The sequence below is a fragment of the Corynebacterium sp. HMSC05D03 genome (genome assembly GCF_001807205.1).
Lineage (GTDB): Bacteria > Actinomycetota > Actinomycetes > Mycobacteriales > Mycobacteriaceae > Corynebacterium > Corynebacterium aurimucosum.
In genome coordinates, this window is the sequence record NZ_KV788157.1 from 45,843 (window position 1) to 61,280 (window position 15,438).

8 protein-coding genes are annotated in these 15,438 nt (G+C 64.0%); all 8 read left to right on the forward strand.

The window, feature by feature from the left end; genetic code table 11:
• Positions 1–10 precede the first annotated feature (10 nt).
• The 8 genes from HMPREF3147_RS00425 to HMPREF3147_RS00460 all read left to right on the forward strand — a co-directional run bounded on the left by HMPREF3147_RS00425 (position 11) and on the right by HMPREF3147_RS00460 (position 15,163).
• Entirely contained in the window at positions 11–1,756 is a 1,746-nt protein-coding gene (locus HMPREF3147_RS00425; RefSeq protein WP_070443287.1) for an arabinofuranosyltransferase AftB family protein, read from the forward strand.
• Positions 1,757–1,900: 144 nt separating this feature from the next.
• Complete coding sequence (locus tag HMPREF3147_RS00430; protein ID WP_070443289.1) at positions 1,901–2,932, forward strand: alpha/beta hydrolase; 1,032 nt, start codon at positions 1,901–1,903, stop codon at positions 2,930–2,932.
• A gap of 301 nt (positions 2,933–3,233) precedes the next feature.
• The gene (locus tag HMPREF3147_RS00435) at positions 3,234–5,147 is read left to right on the forward strand and encodes an alpha/beta hydrolase-fold protein (protein ID WP_371325727.1); all 1,914 of its coding nucleotides are present in this window, start codon (positions 3,234–3,236) and stop codon (positions 5,145–5,147) included.
• 8 nt (positions 5,148–5,155) lie between these two features.
• On the forward strand, positions 5,156–5,662 hold the full coding sequence (locus tag HMPREF3147_RS00440; RefSeq protein WP_070443293.1) for a hypothetical protein: 507 nt from the start codon (positions 5,156–5,158) through the stop codon (positions 5,660–5,662).
• Positions 5,663–5,716: 54 nt separating this feature from the next.
• The gene (locus HMPREF3147_RS00445) at positions 5,717–6,649 is read left to right on the forward strand and encodes a cutinase family protein (protein ID WP_070443295.1); all 933 of its coding nucleotides are present in this window, start codon (positions 5,717–5,719) and stop codon (positions 6,647–6,649) included.
• Between the two features lie 138 nt (positions 6,650–6,787).
• The gene (locus tag HMPREF3147_RS00450; RefSeq protein ID WP_070443297.1) at positions 6,788–8,647 is read left to right on the forward strand and encodes a FadD32-like long-chain-fatty-acid--AMP ligase; all 1,860 of its coding nucleotides are present in this window, start codon (positions 6,788–6,790) and stop codon (positions 8,645–8,647) included.
• A 208-nt stretch (positions 8,648–8,855) separates the two neighbouring features.
• Entirely contained in the window at positions 8,856–13,619 is a 4,764-nt protein-coding gene (locus HMPREF3147_RS00455; RefSeq protein ID WP_070443298.1) for a type I polyketide synthase, read from the forward strand.
• Complete coding sequence (locus HMPREF3147_RS00460; RefSeq protein ID WP_070443300.1) at positions 13,592–15,163, forward strand: acyl-CoA carboxylase subunit beta; 1,572 nt, start codon at positions 13,592–13,594, stop codon at positions 15,161–15,163. Before HMPREF3147_RS00455 ends, HMPREF3147_RS00460 begins: the two co-directional genes overlap by 28 nt.
• Positions 15,164–15,438 lie beyond the last annotated feature (275 nt).

The following is a 15,438-nucleotide window of genomic DNA, read 5'->3' on the forward strand; positions in this document are numbered from 1 at the left end:
CTCTCTCCTCATGCGAAAATCCGATACACGTACCGTGGCCGCGCTCAGCGCGTTGGCCTCGGTCATCGTGATCGGAGTTTTCTCGTTTTGGGGTGGCTTCGCCCGCCGCTGGATTTCCGACGACGGCCTGATCGTCCTGCGCACGGTGCGCAACCTTGAGGAAGGCAACGGCCCCGTTTTCAACGTGGGTGAGCGCGTGGAGGCCAATACCTCGACGCTATGGCAGTACCTTATCCTGCTTGCCCGCTGGGTCACGAACGCCCCGCTGGAGTCCATCGCCGTCAACCTGGGATTGTTTCTGGCGGTCGCGGCCATGATGTTGGGGGCGTGGGCCACAGCCCGGGCCTTCTTCCGCTCGGGCCAGTTTTCTGCACCACTCGTGGCTCCCGCCGGCGCGCTGGTCTACCTCGCACTGCCTCCGGCCCGTGATTTCTTCACCTCCGGGCTGGAATGGGGACTGTCCATCTTCTACCTCGCCGCCCTCTGGGCGCTGCTGCAGCACTGGGCGCAATCCCGCACGAATACTAGTGCTTATTGGCTCGCGCTGTGGGCTGGTTTGTCCTGGCTCGTGCGCCCGGAGTTCGCGCTTTACGGCGGCCTTGCCGGCCTCCTGCTTTTGGCAGCGCACCGCAACTGGAAAGCCTGGCTCGGCATCCTCGGCGCGGCCCTGCCCATCCCCGCGGGTTACCAGTTCTTCCGCATGGGCTATTACGGCCTATTGACGCCGCACACGGCGGTGGCAAAGTCGGCGTCGTCAAGCGCGTGGGGCAGCGGCCTGAACTACCTGCAGGATTTTATAGGGCCTTATGCCCTGTACCTGCCCGTTCTCGTGCTGGCGGGTGCGGCGCTGTGGACCTTCCGCGCCCAGCTGCGCCCGGCAGCCCTGCGCAGTTCCACCACCGTGACCTACCTGATGGTCGGGGCCGCGGCGGTGCACGTGCTGTACGTGCTGCGCGTCGGCGGTGACTTCATGCATGGCCGCATGCTGCTGCTGCCGCTCTTCGCTGCGCTCCTCCCGGTTTTCGTGCTGCCGCTAAAGGAGCTGGTGTCCGCGCTTGCAGCAGTCTTCTGTGCGGTGTGGGCTGTCGTCATCGTGCTGCGCGGGCACCCGATGGACTGGGAGGCTTATGAGCAACCGCTGTCTATCGTGGACGAACGTGATTTCTGGACTTATGCCACCAACCGTGAGGCGGGCTACCCGCCGCGCTCGGCCAAAGACTACCTGGGGATGAAGTTCATGCGCGGCTACGAAGAGGCCGGCGAGAAACTGGTGGACGGAGATGCCCTGGCCACGATCTATGTGGAAGATGAGGAGAAGGACCTTCTCAATTGGCTCACCGTTCCGCGCGAGCCGGGTATGGATGAGCCGCCGACGGTGTATCTGGTGAACTTGGGCATGACGTCGATGAACGCGCCGCTCAATGTCCGAGTTCTCGACACTATCGGCTTGGCCACCCCGCTGGCGGCGCGCATGCCCCGTGAGGAAGGCGGGCGCGTGGGCCACGACAAGCACCTCGACGTGGAGTGGCAGGCTGCGCAGACGGGCGCGGACATCGAGTACCTCCCGCCGTGGTATGACAAGGACAAGACCCGCCAGGCGCGAGCGGCGCTGGCGACGCCAGAGGTGCAGGAGCTCATCGCTTCCTACAGCGAGCCCCTAACGCGGGAGCGCTTCCTCAAAAACCTGACCTTCTCACTGACCTCGGGCCGCACCCTCATGCTCTCCGATGATCCCAGCGATTATCCTGTCCATTAGCTTGGTGTGAGCTGGGGAGCACCCCCATGGGTAGGCGAAAATTGTCAGGGTGCGTTACGCTACGAAAGATTCCTGTTATTGATCTGTAACTATCGCTGGCGTGTTGGCGATGTACTAGTGGCAGTAAAAACGTTAAGGAGAAACATGAGTTCACTAAGCTCCGGCCTGCGGACTCGGGTCCTCTCAGTGGTGGCAGCCATCGCTGTGGCTCTGGGCCTGGTCGTGACCGCGGGTACGCAAGAAGCATCCGCCGCTCACCGTGACTGGCTGCGTGGCGACGCCACCGGCGCCTGCGAATGGGATCGCGTCGGTTACTGGGTACAGCGCTGCGACGTGTGGTCCCAGGCCATGGGCCGCAACATCCCAGTGCAGATCCAGCCCGCTAAGAACGGCGGCAATGCGGGTCTTTACCTGCTCGATGGCCTGCGCGCTACCGATTTCACCAACGCATGGGTCAATGACGTCAACGCTGCGCGCAGTTATGTAGACCACAACATCACCCTGGTGATGCCGGTGGGCGGCGCGGGCTCCTTCTACGCGGACTGGAACGGTCCGGCTACCTACGATCTGGTCAAGCCGGTCAACTACCAGTGGGAGACCTTCCTGACGCAGGAGCTTCCGGCCTACCTTGAGGGCAACTTCGGCGTGGCCCGCAACAATAACTCCATCGCTGGCCTGTCCATGGGTGCTACTGCTGCGATTACCCTCGCGGGCAAGCACCCAGAGCAGTTCCGTCAGGCGCTGTCCTACTCCGGCTACCTCACCACGACCTTGCCGGGTGCCCAGACCTTCATGCGCCTGGCGCTTCTCGACGCCGGCGGTTTCAACATCAACGCCATGTACGGGTCCATCATCAACCCGAAGCGTTTCAGCAATGACCCCTTCAACCTGATCCCGGATCTGGCTGCGAACGGAACGGATGTCTACGTCTCCGCCGCCTCCGGCATCCCGGGGCCGCTGGATCAGCAGCGCTACCGTCCGGAACACATCGCGGCCGGCGTGGCGCTGGAGGGCTTTGCCAACGGCACCACCCGCCTGTGGGAGTTGAAGGCTCGCGCCATGGGTGTTCGCTTGCAGACGAATTACCCGGCCCAGGGCCTGCACAACTGGGAGCAGTTCGGCTACCAACTCGAGCGCTCCAAGCCGCAGGTGCTTAACGTTATGAACGCCTGGTAAGTACTTACTGTCTCGCCGCCGTGCTTAAGAGCACGGCGGCTTTTTCATTGGTTTGCTGGGCGTGTCCCCCTACCGAAAGTCTCAAGTTAAACTTAAACTTGAGAACACATTAGACCGCTCACCACGCGTGCGGCGGCGAGTTCCGCAGGAGGGGAACCTGCGGAGCCCGCTCGCGGCACCGCGTGCCCTCATCTCGATTTACCCCTACAAGGACTCTTCAATGCCGAACACTGCGTCAACTCAGCCCCGCCGGTCCGCCAAGGCGTCCGGCCTGCGTTCCCCGTCCGCAGCCCGCAAGGGCCTGACCATCGCCGCACTGCCCACCGCCGTGGCAGTGGGCTTTGCGCTGCTGCCAATCGCCAACGCGCAGTCGTCCAGCTCCTCCACCGAGGGCATTACTGATCTCCTAGGCAGCTCCAACCTTTCCGATTCCTTCGCTCCCTCTAATCCGCCGCAGCGTACCCCGGTAGATACCGAATACCCGGAGATTGAGGGCCTGCCGGAGGGCGTATCTGTTTCCCGCGTTGAGTACCTGACCAACCGCCACCTCATGGTCTACATCAAGTCCGCCGCCATGCCGGACAAGGAGCAGGTCGTACAGATCCAGCTCGCGCGTGACTGGTACTCCAGCCCGGATAAGACCTTCCCGGAGGTCTGGGCGCTGGACGGCCTGCGTGCCCGCGATGACGAGTCCGGCTGGACTATCGAGACCAACATCCTCTCCCAGTACGCCGACCGCAACGTCAACCTCATCATGCCGGTGGGCGGTGAGTCCTCCTTCTACTCTGACTGGCAGAAGGAGGACAACGGCACGCACTACATGTGGGAGACCTTCCTGATGCGGGAGCTTATCCCGATTCTGGAGAAGGGCTACCGTTCCAACGGCAAGCGCGCCGTTACCGGTATCTCCATGGGTGGTACCGCCGCCATGAACCTAGCTGAGCGGAACCCGTGGGCCTTCAAGTACGTTGGCTCCTTCTCGGGCTACCTCGATACCACCACCACGGGTATGCCGGAGGCTATTACCGCTGCCCAGGCTGATGCTGGCGGATTCACCTCCACCAACATGTGGGGTGACCTCTACTCCCAGGATTGGATTGACCACGATCCGAAGCTGGGCATCGAGAACCTCAAGGACATGAAGGTCTATGTCTCCGCTGGCAACGGCAAGGATGACTACGGCCAGCTCGGTTCGGTGGCCAAGGGCAAGGCCAACATGGCCGGCGTGGGTCTAGAGGCAATCTCGCGCATGTCTACCCAGACCTTCGTTGACTACGCCAAGCGCGCCGGTGTCGAGCCGGTCGTGAAGTTCCGCCCGACCGGCGTTCACAGCTGGGAGTACTGGCAGTTCGAGATGACCGAGGCCTGGCCTTACATCGCTGATTCCCTCGGCCTGGACAAGAGTGACCGCGGCGCTGACTGCACCCCGATCGGCGCTATTGCAGAGGCTACCAAGTCCGGCATTATCGGTGACTGCGTGAACAACGAGTATGACGTTGCCGATCGCGGCAAGGCCCAGGACTTCCAGGCCGGTACCGCTTACTGGTCCCCGGAGACCGGTGCCCACGCCGTCATTGGCCGCATTGGTGCGCGCTACTCCGAGCTCGGTGGCCCGACCTCTTGGCTGGGCTTCCCGAAGACCGGCGAGGAAAAGACCCCGGACGGCCGCGGCCGCTACGTCCACTTCGAGCACGGTTCCATCTACTGGACCCCGGAGACCGGCGCTTGGCCCATCTCGAAGGACCTCTTCGATGCCTGGGGCAAGAACGGCTTCGAGGGCGGCGACCTCAAGTACCCGGTGTCCGAGCCGCGCAAGGTTGGCGAGGGCGAGGTCCAGGACTTCGAGAACGGCGTGCTAACCCGCAACCCGGATGGCTCCACCCACATCGTGCACGGTGCTATCGGCGCGAAATACAAGGAACTGAAGGCTGCCGAGTCCGAGCTGGGCTACCCGGTGGGCGAGGAGACGGCCGTCAACGGCGGCTTCTTCCAGGAATTCGAACACGGCAACATCTACTGGTCCATGGATTCCGGCGCGCACTACATCCTCAAGGGCAAGATTTTTGATGAGTGGGGCAAGCACGGCTGGGAGCAGGGTGAGTTTGGCTGGCCCACCAAGGACTACGCCTCCATTCCGGCAGGCGGACTGACTCAGTCCTTCCAGCACGGCGTCATTCGTGAGGTCATGGGCCAGGTCCAGGCGGATAAGAAGTAGGGACTGTCATGCGTCTTTTCTCTGCCCGACCCACCGCAGCAGCTGGTGCGGCGGTGCTGCTTGCGGCCGGCACCTTGCTGAGCGCTTGCGGTTCCGCCACCGTCGACGAGGGTGATGCCACCGAAACCTCCGTGGCTCCGCTGGAGCGCTCCTCGGTGGCGAGTGGTGAATCGTCGGCAAGCAAGGCATCCGAAAGCTCTGCATCCGCCTCGGCCGAGCGAACGCCAGGCGAGGAGCCGGAAGACCGTGGTGCGCGCGAGATCTCCGAAATCCCAACGCCCGCGCCCGCGCAAGGCCCGGACCAGGACTTCCTGGCTGCAGTGGCTGAGAAAGGTGTGAACATCGACGGCGTAGAAGACCAACTGGTGGGGGCTGCGCAAGCTTCCTGCCAGGGCGATGCCGTCACCGTGCCGGCTGTGGCCGGGCAGCTCATCGAGCAGGGTCGCACGGAACTCAGCCACGAGGACGTCGTCCAGCTCATCACCGAGCAGGGCAACAAGCTCTGCGCTCAGTAATGTGGCAGGGATTTTCCAGCCAATCCCGCGCCTTGTCAAGGTAGAAATTTCTTCATGCGTAAAACACTCACCGTCCTTGCCGTCGTTGTTCTCCTAGCCGTGATTGGCGGGGGAGCGGTCCACTTTCTCAATACCAATGAGGAAGGAGAGCAAGGGAACCTGGCGGAGCCCGCCCCCTCCCAGGAGGAGGGGGACGCGAGCCCCGAGCAACCGGACTGGTGCCCGCGCGTGGAGTTTATCTCCGCTCCGGGAACGTGGGAATCCGCTGCGGACGATGATCCCATTAACCCAGGCGCGAACCCGAACTCCTTCATGCTGTCGATTACGAATCCTCTGAAGGAGGCCTACGTCCCCGAGGACGTCAAGGTGTGGACGCTGCCGTACACCGCGCAGTTTAAGAACATCAACGCGCAGCACGAGATGAGCTACGACGATTCCCGCAATGAGGGCACCTCGCGCCTAGAGGGCGAGTTGACCTACATGCACGAGACCTGCCCGAACACGAAATTCATCCTGAGCGGGTTTTCGCAGGGAGCGGTCATCGCGGGTGATGTGGCGGACCGGATTGGCGGCGGTAACGGTCCCGTGCCCGCAGAAAGCGTGGCGGGCGTAGCTCTCATTGCGGATGGGCGGCGCCAGGATGGCGTGGGCATTAACCCGGGCGCGCACGTCGGCGGTGTGGGCGCGGAGATTGCCCTGCAGCCGGTCTCGACGTTGATTCAGGGTATCGTCCCGGGTGCCACGATGCGCGGTGAGCGCGCCAATGGCTTCGGGGCGCTGGCGGACCGCACCTTCCAAATCTGTGCGCCGAATGACTCGATTTGTGATGCCCCGCTGGATGTCAGCAACGGGCTCGAACGCGCGCGTGATCTCATCGACGCCAACGGTGTTCATGCACTGTATGCCTACAATCCGGACGTCATCGAAGGCACCACGGCCAATCAGTGGGTCACGCAGTGGGCGAAGGACACCATCGACGCGCAGTAGTGCTTGGCGACGCCCCCGCACCCCACCTCCACCGCGTGCCATGTAACGCTCGGCACATCTCTTCTGATATTTTCAATGTCAAAAGTACGTGAAGTAGGGGTGCGTGCCCCTCTCAACCCTACGAAGGAGCTTTCCCACATGGACCTGAAAGCCTTGATCGGCCAGTTCTTCGACGAGAAGGGCAACATTGCCCTACCGCCTCACCTCACATTGGCGGGGCTCGCTGAACACGTCTATGCCGCGGAGCAGCAGGCGGGAATCCCGGATCGCCCGGTCATGCGCCAGTGGGTCTATACCGATAACCCGGAGGGCACCCCGCGCGATATCACCCGCTCCCAGGTCAATACCCGCATCAAGGCGGTAGCAGCACGCCTGCAGCAGGTGGGCAAGATGGGGGACCGCGTGGCCATCCTGGCGGGCAACTCTCCCGAGTACATCTTTGGTTTCTTGGGCGCGATGTACGCGGGCATGACGCCGCTTCCGCTCTACGATCCGAACGAGCCCGGCCACACCGATCACCTGCGGGCAGTCTTCGGCGATGCCAACCCGTCGATCGTGCTGACCAACAACATTTCAGCTGCGGCTAACCGAGCTTATTTCGCGGACCGCCCGGCGGCTGAGCGCCCGCGCATCATCTCCATCGACTCTCTGCCGGATTCCTTGGCGCAGAGCTGGGTGAACCCGCTGGAGACAGAGGAGGGGAAGGCCGCGCTTGCTGCGCTGCAGACCGCGCCGGTGGACCACCCGGCCTTCCTGCAGTACACCTCCGGCTCCACCCGCACCCCAGCGGGTGTGCTGCTGACCAATCGCAACATCATGACCAATGTGTTGCAGATCTTCACCGCGGTGCAGATCAAGATGCCGGCGCGCGTGGTGTCCTGGCTACCGATGCACCACGATATGGGCATCATCCTGGCAACCTTCGTGACTATCTTGGGCCTCAACCTGGAAATCATGACGCCGCGTGACTTCGTGCAGCAGCCCAAGCGCTGGATTGACCAGCTCAAGCGCCAGCCCATCGATGAGCAGCTGCAGGGAACCTATGCCGTGGTTCCCAACTTCGCCCTCGAGCTCGCCGCGCGCTACGGCGCCCCGGCGGAAGGTGAGACGCTGGACTTCAGCAACGTTGATGGCATCGTGATCGGCTCGGAGCCGGTCACGGAGTCCGCGGTGAATTCCTTCTGGGAGACCTTCGGTAAGGAAGAGTACAACCTGCGTCGCGATACCCTCCGCCCCTCCTACGGCATGGCAGAGGCCTCCCTGATCGTCACCACCCCGCAGACACCCGAGCGCCCGATTATTTCCCACTTCGACCGCGAGCGCTTGGCCGAGGGCGAGGCGGTCATCGTGGAGAAGTCCGCGGACTCCGTGGCCTATGCCTCCTGTGGCCAGAGCGTCGTGGCCCAGCACCTGACCATTGTGGACCCGGAGACCAAGGCCGAGCTGCCGAATGGCCGCGTGGGCGAAATCTGGCTCCACGGTGATAACCGCGCGGCTGGCTACCTGGACCGTACGGAGGAAACCACCTCGACCTTCCATAACACGCTGGGGGAGCGCCTGGCCGAGGGCTCCCGCGTGCCGAATGCCCCGGAGGACAACAACTGGTTGGCCACCGGTGACCTGGCGGCAATCGTGGATAACCAGCTCTACATCACTGGCCGCCTCAAGGACCTCATCGTGGTGGCTGGCCGCAACCACTACCCGCAGGACATCGAAGGCACCGTGCAGGAGGCCTCGGGCCACGTACGTGCGGATTCCATCGCGGCCTTCTCCGTGGAGGGTGGTAGCACCGAGGAACTCGTGCTGCTCATTGAGCGCGCCGACGGCGCCAACCCAGCCGATGACGCCGCCGCGTCCGAAGCCATCCGCTCCGCAGTCTCCGCGCACCACGGCGTGACGCCGGCCGTCATCCAGTGGTTCAACGCTAATGAGATCAAGCGCACCTCCTCGGGCAAGATTGCCCGCCGCGTGGCGAAGAAGAGCTACCTCGCTTCCTAAAACCCACGCCGTTCAACCCCCGTTCCCGCGCTACTGCGGGGCGGGGGTTGCCGCTGCCTGTGGGTATGTCGGTTATGAAACCCAAGTTAACAAAGTGGGATAATCGTCCGATAGCCCCTATATACGCATCGATGTGCGCGCTTTTGTGCTGCGCAAAATCGACCGCACATTTAGTTAGTTTTAGTCCGCGTAAGAAAGCTAGAGATTTATGACCGTTGAAGAGCTTCGTGGCTGGCTGCGCACCTGGGTTGCGCAGACCACCGGCCTATCAGCTGAGGAAATCACGGACACCAAACCGTTGGAGAATTTCGGGCTGTCCTCGCGTGACGCAGTCGTCCTCTCCGGCGAGTTAGAAAACCTCCTCGGGATTAAGCTCGAGCCCACCGTGGCCTACGAGTACCCCACCATTGCGCAGCTGGCCGAGCGCCTTGTCAACGGCGCGGCCGGCACCTTGGCAGAAAGCGCGCCGCGTGAGGCTTCGCCGCGTTCTGCTTCCCTCGCGGGCGGGGATATCGCCGTCATCGGCTATGCCGGCCGTTTCCCGGGAGCCAAGAACGTCGACGAGTTCTGGACCATGCTCGTCGAGGGCCGCGCGGGCACCGGCCCGTTGCCCGTCGGGCGCTGGTCGGAGTACTCCTCCGACCCAATTACCAGCGAGAAGATGGAGCAGCAAAACACCGACGGCGGCTACATCGAGGACATCGCCTCCTTCGACGCCGAGTTCTTTGGCCTCTCCCCGCTGGAGGCAGCCAACATGGACCCGCAGCAGCGCATTCTCCTAGAGGTGGCGTGGGAAGCTCTCGAGGATGCCGGGGTGCCCGCCAACCAGCTGCGCGGCACCGCCACCGGTGTCTACATGGGCTCCACCAACAATGACTACGGCATGCTGATTACCGCCGACCCGGCGGAGATGCACCCTTATGCCATGACGGGTACGTCCTCAGCGATCGTGGCTAACCGCCTTTCCTACGCCTTCGACCTGCGCGGCCCTTCCCTCAACGTGGATACCGCGTGCTCGGCTTCCCTCGTCGCGGTCAACCAGGCGGTGAAGGATCTGCGCGTGGGTGCGGCCGATACGGCCCTCGCCGGCGGCGTGAACATCCTGGCCTCGCCGCACGCCTCCATCGGCTTTAGTGAGCTGGGTGTCACCTCGCCCACCAGCGCCATCCACGCCTTTTCCGATGATGCCGATGGCATCGTCCGCGCGGATGCGGCGGGCGTGCTCGTGCTCAAGCGCTTGGAGGACGCCGAGCGCGACGGCGACACCATCCACGCCGTCATCAAGGGCTCCGCGGTCAACTCTGACGGCCACTCCAACGGCCTGACCGCCCCCAACCCAGACGCGCAGGTCGACGTCCTCGAGCGCGCCTACGCCGACGCCGGCATCCGCCCGCAGGACGTGGACTACGTCGAGGCCCACGGCACCGGCACCATTCTCGGTGACCCCATTGAAGCCACCGCGCTCGGCCGCGTGTTGGGCCCGGGCCGCCAGGCCGCCAACCCGACCCTGCTGGGCTCCGCCAAGACCAACATCGGCCACTCCGAGTCCGCCGCTGGCGTCGTGGGCCTCATCAAGGTCATCGAAGGCATGCGCCACGGCGTCATCCCACCAAACATCAACTACGTGGGCCCCAACCGCTATATCGACTTTGACGCAGAGCACCTCGAAGTGGTCGAGGATCCACGCGAGTGGCCTGAATACTCCGGCCAGAAAATCGCCGGTGTTTCCGGCTTTGGTTTCGGCGGCACCAATGCACACGTCGTTCTTACGGATTACCGCGGGCTGACCCACCAGGATGCCCCGCAGGTCGCCATCGGCGAGGGCCAGCCAGTAGCCCTGCCGGTCTCCGGTTTGCTGCCATCCCGCCGCGCCGCGGCAGCGGCTCACCTGGCGGACTACATCGAAGCGGAGAACCCGAACCTGCTCTCCCTGGCCCGCACCCTCGCGCGCCGCAACCATGGGCGTTCGCGTGCGGTAGTAACGGCGTCGTCAAGCGAGGAAGCTGTCAAGCGCCTGCGTCAGGTCTCCGAGGGGACCGTCTCCGTCGGGATCGCCGCGGCGGATTCCCCGACGGTGCACGGACCAGTCTTCATGTACTCCGGTTTCGGCTCCCAGCACCGCAAGATGGCCAAGGACATGATCGAGATCTCGCCGCTGTTCAAGGAGCGCTTGGAGGAGCTTGACGCCATCGTCCAGCGCGAATCCGGCTGGTCCATCCTGGAGCTGGTGCACGACGACGCCCAGACCTACAACACCGAAACCGCGCAGGTAGCCATCACCGCCATCCAGATCGCGCTGACGGACCTGCTCGCCACCTTCGGCGTGCGCCCGGCCGGCGTTATCGGCATGTCCATGGGTGAAATCGGCGCGGCCTACGCTGCGGGCGGAATCACGGCGGCCGACGCCATGCTCATCGCCTGCCACCGCGCGCGCCTCATGGGCGAGGGCGAGGCTTCGCTGCCGGAGGACCAGCAGGGTGCCATGGCCGTCGTCGAGCTTTCCGCCGAGGAGATTGACGCCCTGCCGGGTTCCATCGAGCCTGCCGTGTACACCGGCCCGGGCATGACCACCGTGGGCGGCCCGCGTGAGGAGGTCCTCGCGCTGGTGGAGCGCCTCGAGGGCGAGGGCAAGTTCGCCCGCGCGCTCAATGTCAAGGGTGCTGGCCACACCTCCGCCGTTGACCCGCTCCTGGGTGAGCTCTATGCAGAAATCGCTGGCATCGAGACCCGCCCGCTGCACACGACGCTCTTCTCCTCCGTGGACCGCGGCAAGGTCTACCGCCCCGGTGCGGTGCTGCACGATGAGGACTACTGGATCCGCATGACCCGCAAGCCCGTCTACCTGCAGGAGGCGGCGGAAGCGGCGTTCGCGGCCGGCCACATGCAGATCGTGGAGATTTCCCCGAACCCGATTGCGCTGATGGGCCTGATGTCCACCGCTTTTGCCGCGGGCAAGGCGGATGCGCAGCTGCTCTACAGCCTGAAGCGCAAGGTGGAGCCCACCGAGTCACTTCTGGACCTGCTGGGCAAGCTCTACGTTGCTGGAACGCCGGTGGATTACACCAAGGTCTTTGGCTCCGGCGCGCTTGTCGACGCCCCCCATACCCACTTCCGCCGCCAACGTTTTTGGACCAATGCTCGTCCGTCTTCTGGTGTGTCCGGTCTGCCGGGTGCGCGCGTGAGCTTGCCGGAGGGCGCGGTAGCGTTCTCCACGAACGCCGACCAGGCGCCGAGCGCGCTGGCCATCCTGGAGGCTGCCGCCGAGGCCGTGACCCCGGGCGCCCATATCGCGGCGAGCGAGGAGCACCTGGATCTGCCCGCGAAGGGTGAGGTCACCACGATTGTTCGCCGCACGCTGGGCGGGCTGTCCGTGGCGGTGCACTTCGTGGACGGAGCGACGACCAAGCTCGTTGCGGAAGGTTTTGCCTCGACCCTCAACCTTGCCGAACCCACCCCGACGGCCGAGCCGAGCCTGCCGCAGGCCGTGACCGCGCCGCAGTTTGCTGACCCTGACGTTGGCGTCGACGCGGTGCGCTGGGACCCGGAGAAGGAAAGCGTGGAGGAGCGCTTGGCGCTCATCGTGTCGGAGTCCATGGGCTACGACGTCTCTGACCTCCCGCGCGAGCTGCCGCTTATTGACCTGGGCCTGGATTCGCTCATGGGCATGCGCATCAAGAACCGGGTGGAGAATGACTTCCAGATTCCGCCGCTGCAGGTGCAGGCGCTTCGCGACGCCTCTCTGGCCGACGTCATCACCATGGTCGAGGAGGCCGTGTCCGAGCAGCCCGATGCCGCAACCGCAAGCGCCGACGCACCCTCCGCGCTCACCGAGAGCGACGACACCACTCCAGACGCCTCCGCGGTGAGCGCGAAGGGCGGCGAAGGCGTCGGCGTCGCACCGCGCGATGCCTCCGAGCGCATGGTCTTCGGTACCTGGGCCACCTTCACGGGCAAGGCCGCGGCCGGCGTGACCTCTGCGCTGCCGCAGGTCAGCGATGAGGTCGCCGCAAAGATTGCCGAGCGCCTCACCGAGCGCGCCGGCATCGAGGTCACCGCACAGCAGGTCCAGGAAGCCGAAGCCCTGGAGAATTTGGCAGACCTGGTCCGCGAGGGCCTGGAGACCGAGGTCGAAGGCAATATCCGCGTGCTGCGCGAGGCCGATGGCCCGGCCGTCTTCATGTTCCACCCGGCCGGCGGCACCACCGTGGTCTACCAGCCGCTGACCCGCCGCTTGCCTGCCGACGTCGCCGTCTACGGCGTGGAGCGCATCGAGGGCAGCCTGGAGGATCGCGCCGCCGCCTATATCGAGGACATCCTGCACTACGCGCGCGGGCGCAAGGTCGTGCTCGGCGGCTGGTCCTTCGGCGGAGCGCTAGCCTACGAGGTGGCCTACCAGCTGCAGGAGCGTCAAGCTCGCGGCGAGGATACTGCTGAGGTTGCCTTTATCGCTCTGCTGGATACCACCCAGCCGGCTAACCCAGCGCCGAAGACACTGGAGGAAACCAAGGCCCGCTGGGGGCGCTACGCCGCCTTCGCCAAGAAGACCTATGGCCTCGACTTCGAGCCGCCCTACGAGATGCTGGAGACCGTGGGCGAGGATGCACTCATGGCCATGCTCGCGGAATTCCTTAGCTCCACCGACGCCTCTGAGCACGGCCTGTCCGCCGGCGTGCTAGAGCACCAGCGCGCATCCTTCGTGGATAACCAGATTCTGGGCTCGCTGGATATGGGACGGTGGGCGTCGGTAAGCGTGCCCGTCATCCTCTTCCGCTCCGAGCGCATGCATGACGGCGCCATCGAGCTCGAGCCTGCCTATGCGGAGATTAACCCGGACGGTGGCTGGGGCGTTATCGTGAAGGATCTGGAGATTGTGCAGCTGCCGGGCGACCACCTGGCGGTTCCCGACGAGCCCGCAATCGGTATCGTGGGCAAGCACATGGAGGAATGGATCGAGGAGAAGATTCGGAAGTGACTAGCACCGCTGACAAGCTAGCGGACCTACGCGAGCGCCTCGAACGCGCCCAGGATCCCGGCAGTGAACGCTCCCGGGCGCGCCGCGACGAGGCTGGGCGTTCGACTCCGCGCCAACGCATCGCCGCGCTTCTCGACGAAGGCTCCTTCGTCGAAACCGGCGCCCTGGGCAAGACCCCCGGTGACCCGGATGCGATTTACTCCGACGGCGTGGTCACTGGTCACGGCCGCATCAATGGCCGCCCGGTGTGTATCTACGCGCACGATAAGACCGTGTATGGCGGTTCCGTGGGCGTGACCTTTGGTAAGAAGGTCACCGACATCATGGATTTGGCCATCAAGATTGGCTGCCCGGTTATCGGTATCCAGGATTCCGGTGGTGCGCGCATCCAGGACGCGGTGACGTCTCTGGCCATGTACTCCGAGATTGCCCGCCGCCAGCTGCCGCTATCTGGCCGTAGCCCGCAGATTTCCATCATGATGGGTAAGTCCGCTGGTGGTGCGGTGTATGCGCCGGTGACCACGGACTTCATCATCGCCGTCGATGGTGAGGCGGAAATGTACGTGACGGGCCCGAACGTGATCAAGGAGGTCACGGGCGAGGAAATTTCCTCCCACGACTTGGGCTCCGCGCGCCAGCAGGAGCTCAACGGCAACGTGTCTGTCGTGGTGCCCTCGGAGGATGAGGCCTTTGACTTGGTCCGCGACCTGCTGGATCATTTGCCTCTGACCTGCTTCGACGAATCCCCGGTCTTCGATGCGCCTTCTGATGAGGAGGTAGCCCAGGACACCGAGCTGGATTCCTTCATGCCGGATGATACGAACGCCGGCTACGACATGATGGACCTGCTCACGCAGCTTGGCGACGATGACGATCTCATCGAAATTCAGGAAAACTACGCCCCCAACGTCATCACTGCCTTTGGTCGCATTGATGGCAAGGCCGTGGGTTTTGTGGCCAATAACCCGATGCATTCAGCGGGTTGTATCGATGCGGATGCCGCCGATAAGGGCGCGCGCTTTATCCGTATTTGCGATGCCTACAACATCCCGCTGGTCTTTGTGGTGGATACGCCGGGTTACCTGCCGGGCGTGGACCAGGAGAAGGCGGGCTTGATTCACCGCGGCGCGAAGTTTGCGTTTGCCGTGGTGGAGGCCACCGTGCCGAAGGTCTCGCTCATCGTGCGCAAGGCTTATGGCGGCGCGTATGCCGTGATGGGCTCGAAGAACCTGACCGGTGATATCAACCTGGCGTGGCCGACGGCCCAGATCGCCGTGATGGGCTCGGCCGCCGCCGTGGTCATGATTGCGGGCAAGCAGCTCGAGGCCGCCGAGACCCCAGAGCAACGCGCGATGACGAAGAAGATGTTCATGGACTTCTACGACGAGACCATGACCGCACCCTATGTCGCCGCGGAGCGCGGATACCTCGATGGCATGATTAAGCCCTCCGAGTCGCGCTTGGCCCTGCGCCGCGCGCTGCGCCAGCTTGCCGATAAGCAAGAGAAGGACCTGCCCAAGAAGCACACCATCTCCCCGCTCTAGCGTCCTGGGGGTTAACTGCCTCGTGTTAGCTGCTCCCGGGATGCATGCTCACTGGGCGACCTAAGCCTCCGCCGCGCGCCCCAGGCACGGGGCGTAACGTTTGGGACCGTTTCGTACGATAGGCATAAAGTCTAGGAATTCAATCAAAGGAGAACCCCAATGCTTTCTAGCGCCCTTGACCTCGGTGGCGACATCATCAATCTCGTCATCATGCTGCTCAACCAGGCAGGCGTGAACGTTGGCGCCCTGAGCTCGAAGTAAGCCAGCGCTTCTAG

What these genes read in the sequence shown, in the direction of transcription:
- HMPREF3147_RS00425 (WP_070443287.1), top strand. Translation starts at nt 11, where the DNA reads ATGCGAAAATCCGATACACGTACCGTGGCCGCGCTCAGCGCGTTGGCC.
- HMPREF3147_RS00430 (WP_070443289.1), top strand. Translation starts at nt 1,901, where the DNA reads ATGAGTTCACTAAGCTCCGGCCTGCGGACTCGGGTCCTCTCAGTGGTG.
- HMPREF3147_RS00440 (WP_070443293.1), top strand. Translation starts at nt 5,156, where the DNA reads ATGCGTCTTTTCTCTGCCCGACCCACCGCAGCAGCTGGTGCGGCGGTG.
- HMPREF3147_RS00445 (WP_070443295.1), top strand. Translation starts at nt 5,717, where the DNA reads ATGCGTAAAACACTCACCGTCCTTGCCGTCGTTGTTCTCCTAGCCGTG.
- HMPREF3147_RS00450 (WP_070443297.1), top strand. Translation starts at nt 6,788, where the DNA reads ATGGACCTGAAAGCCTTGATCGGCCAGTTCTTCGACGAGAAGGGCAAC.
- HMPREF3147_RS00455 (WP_070443298.1), top strand. Translation starts at nt 8,856, where the DNA reads ATGACCGTTGAAGAGCTTCGTGGCTGGCTGCGCACCTGGGTTGCGCAG.
- HMPREF3147_RS00460 (WP_070443300.1), top strand. Translation starts at nt 13,592, where the DNA reads ATGGATCGAGGAGAAGATTCGGAAGTGACTAGCACCGCTGACAAGCTA.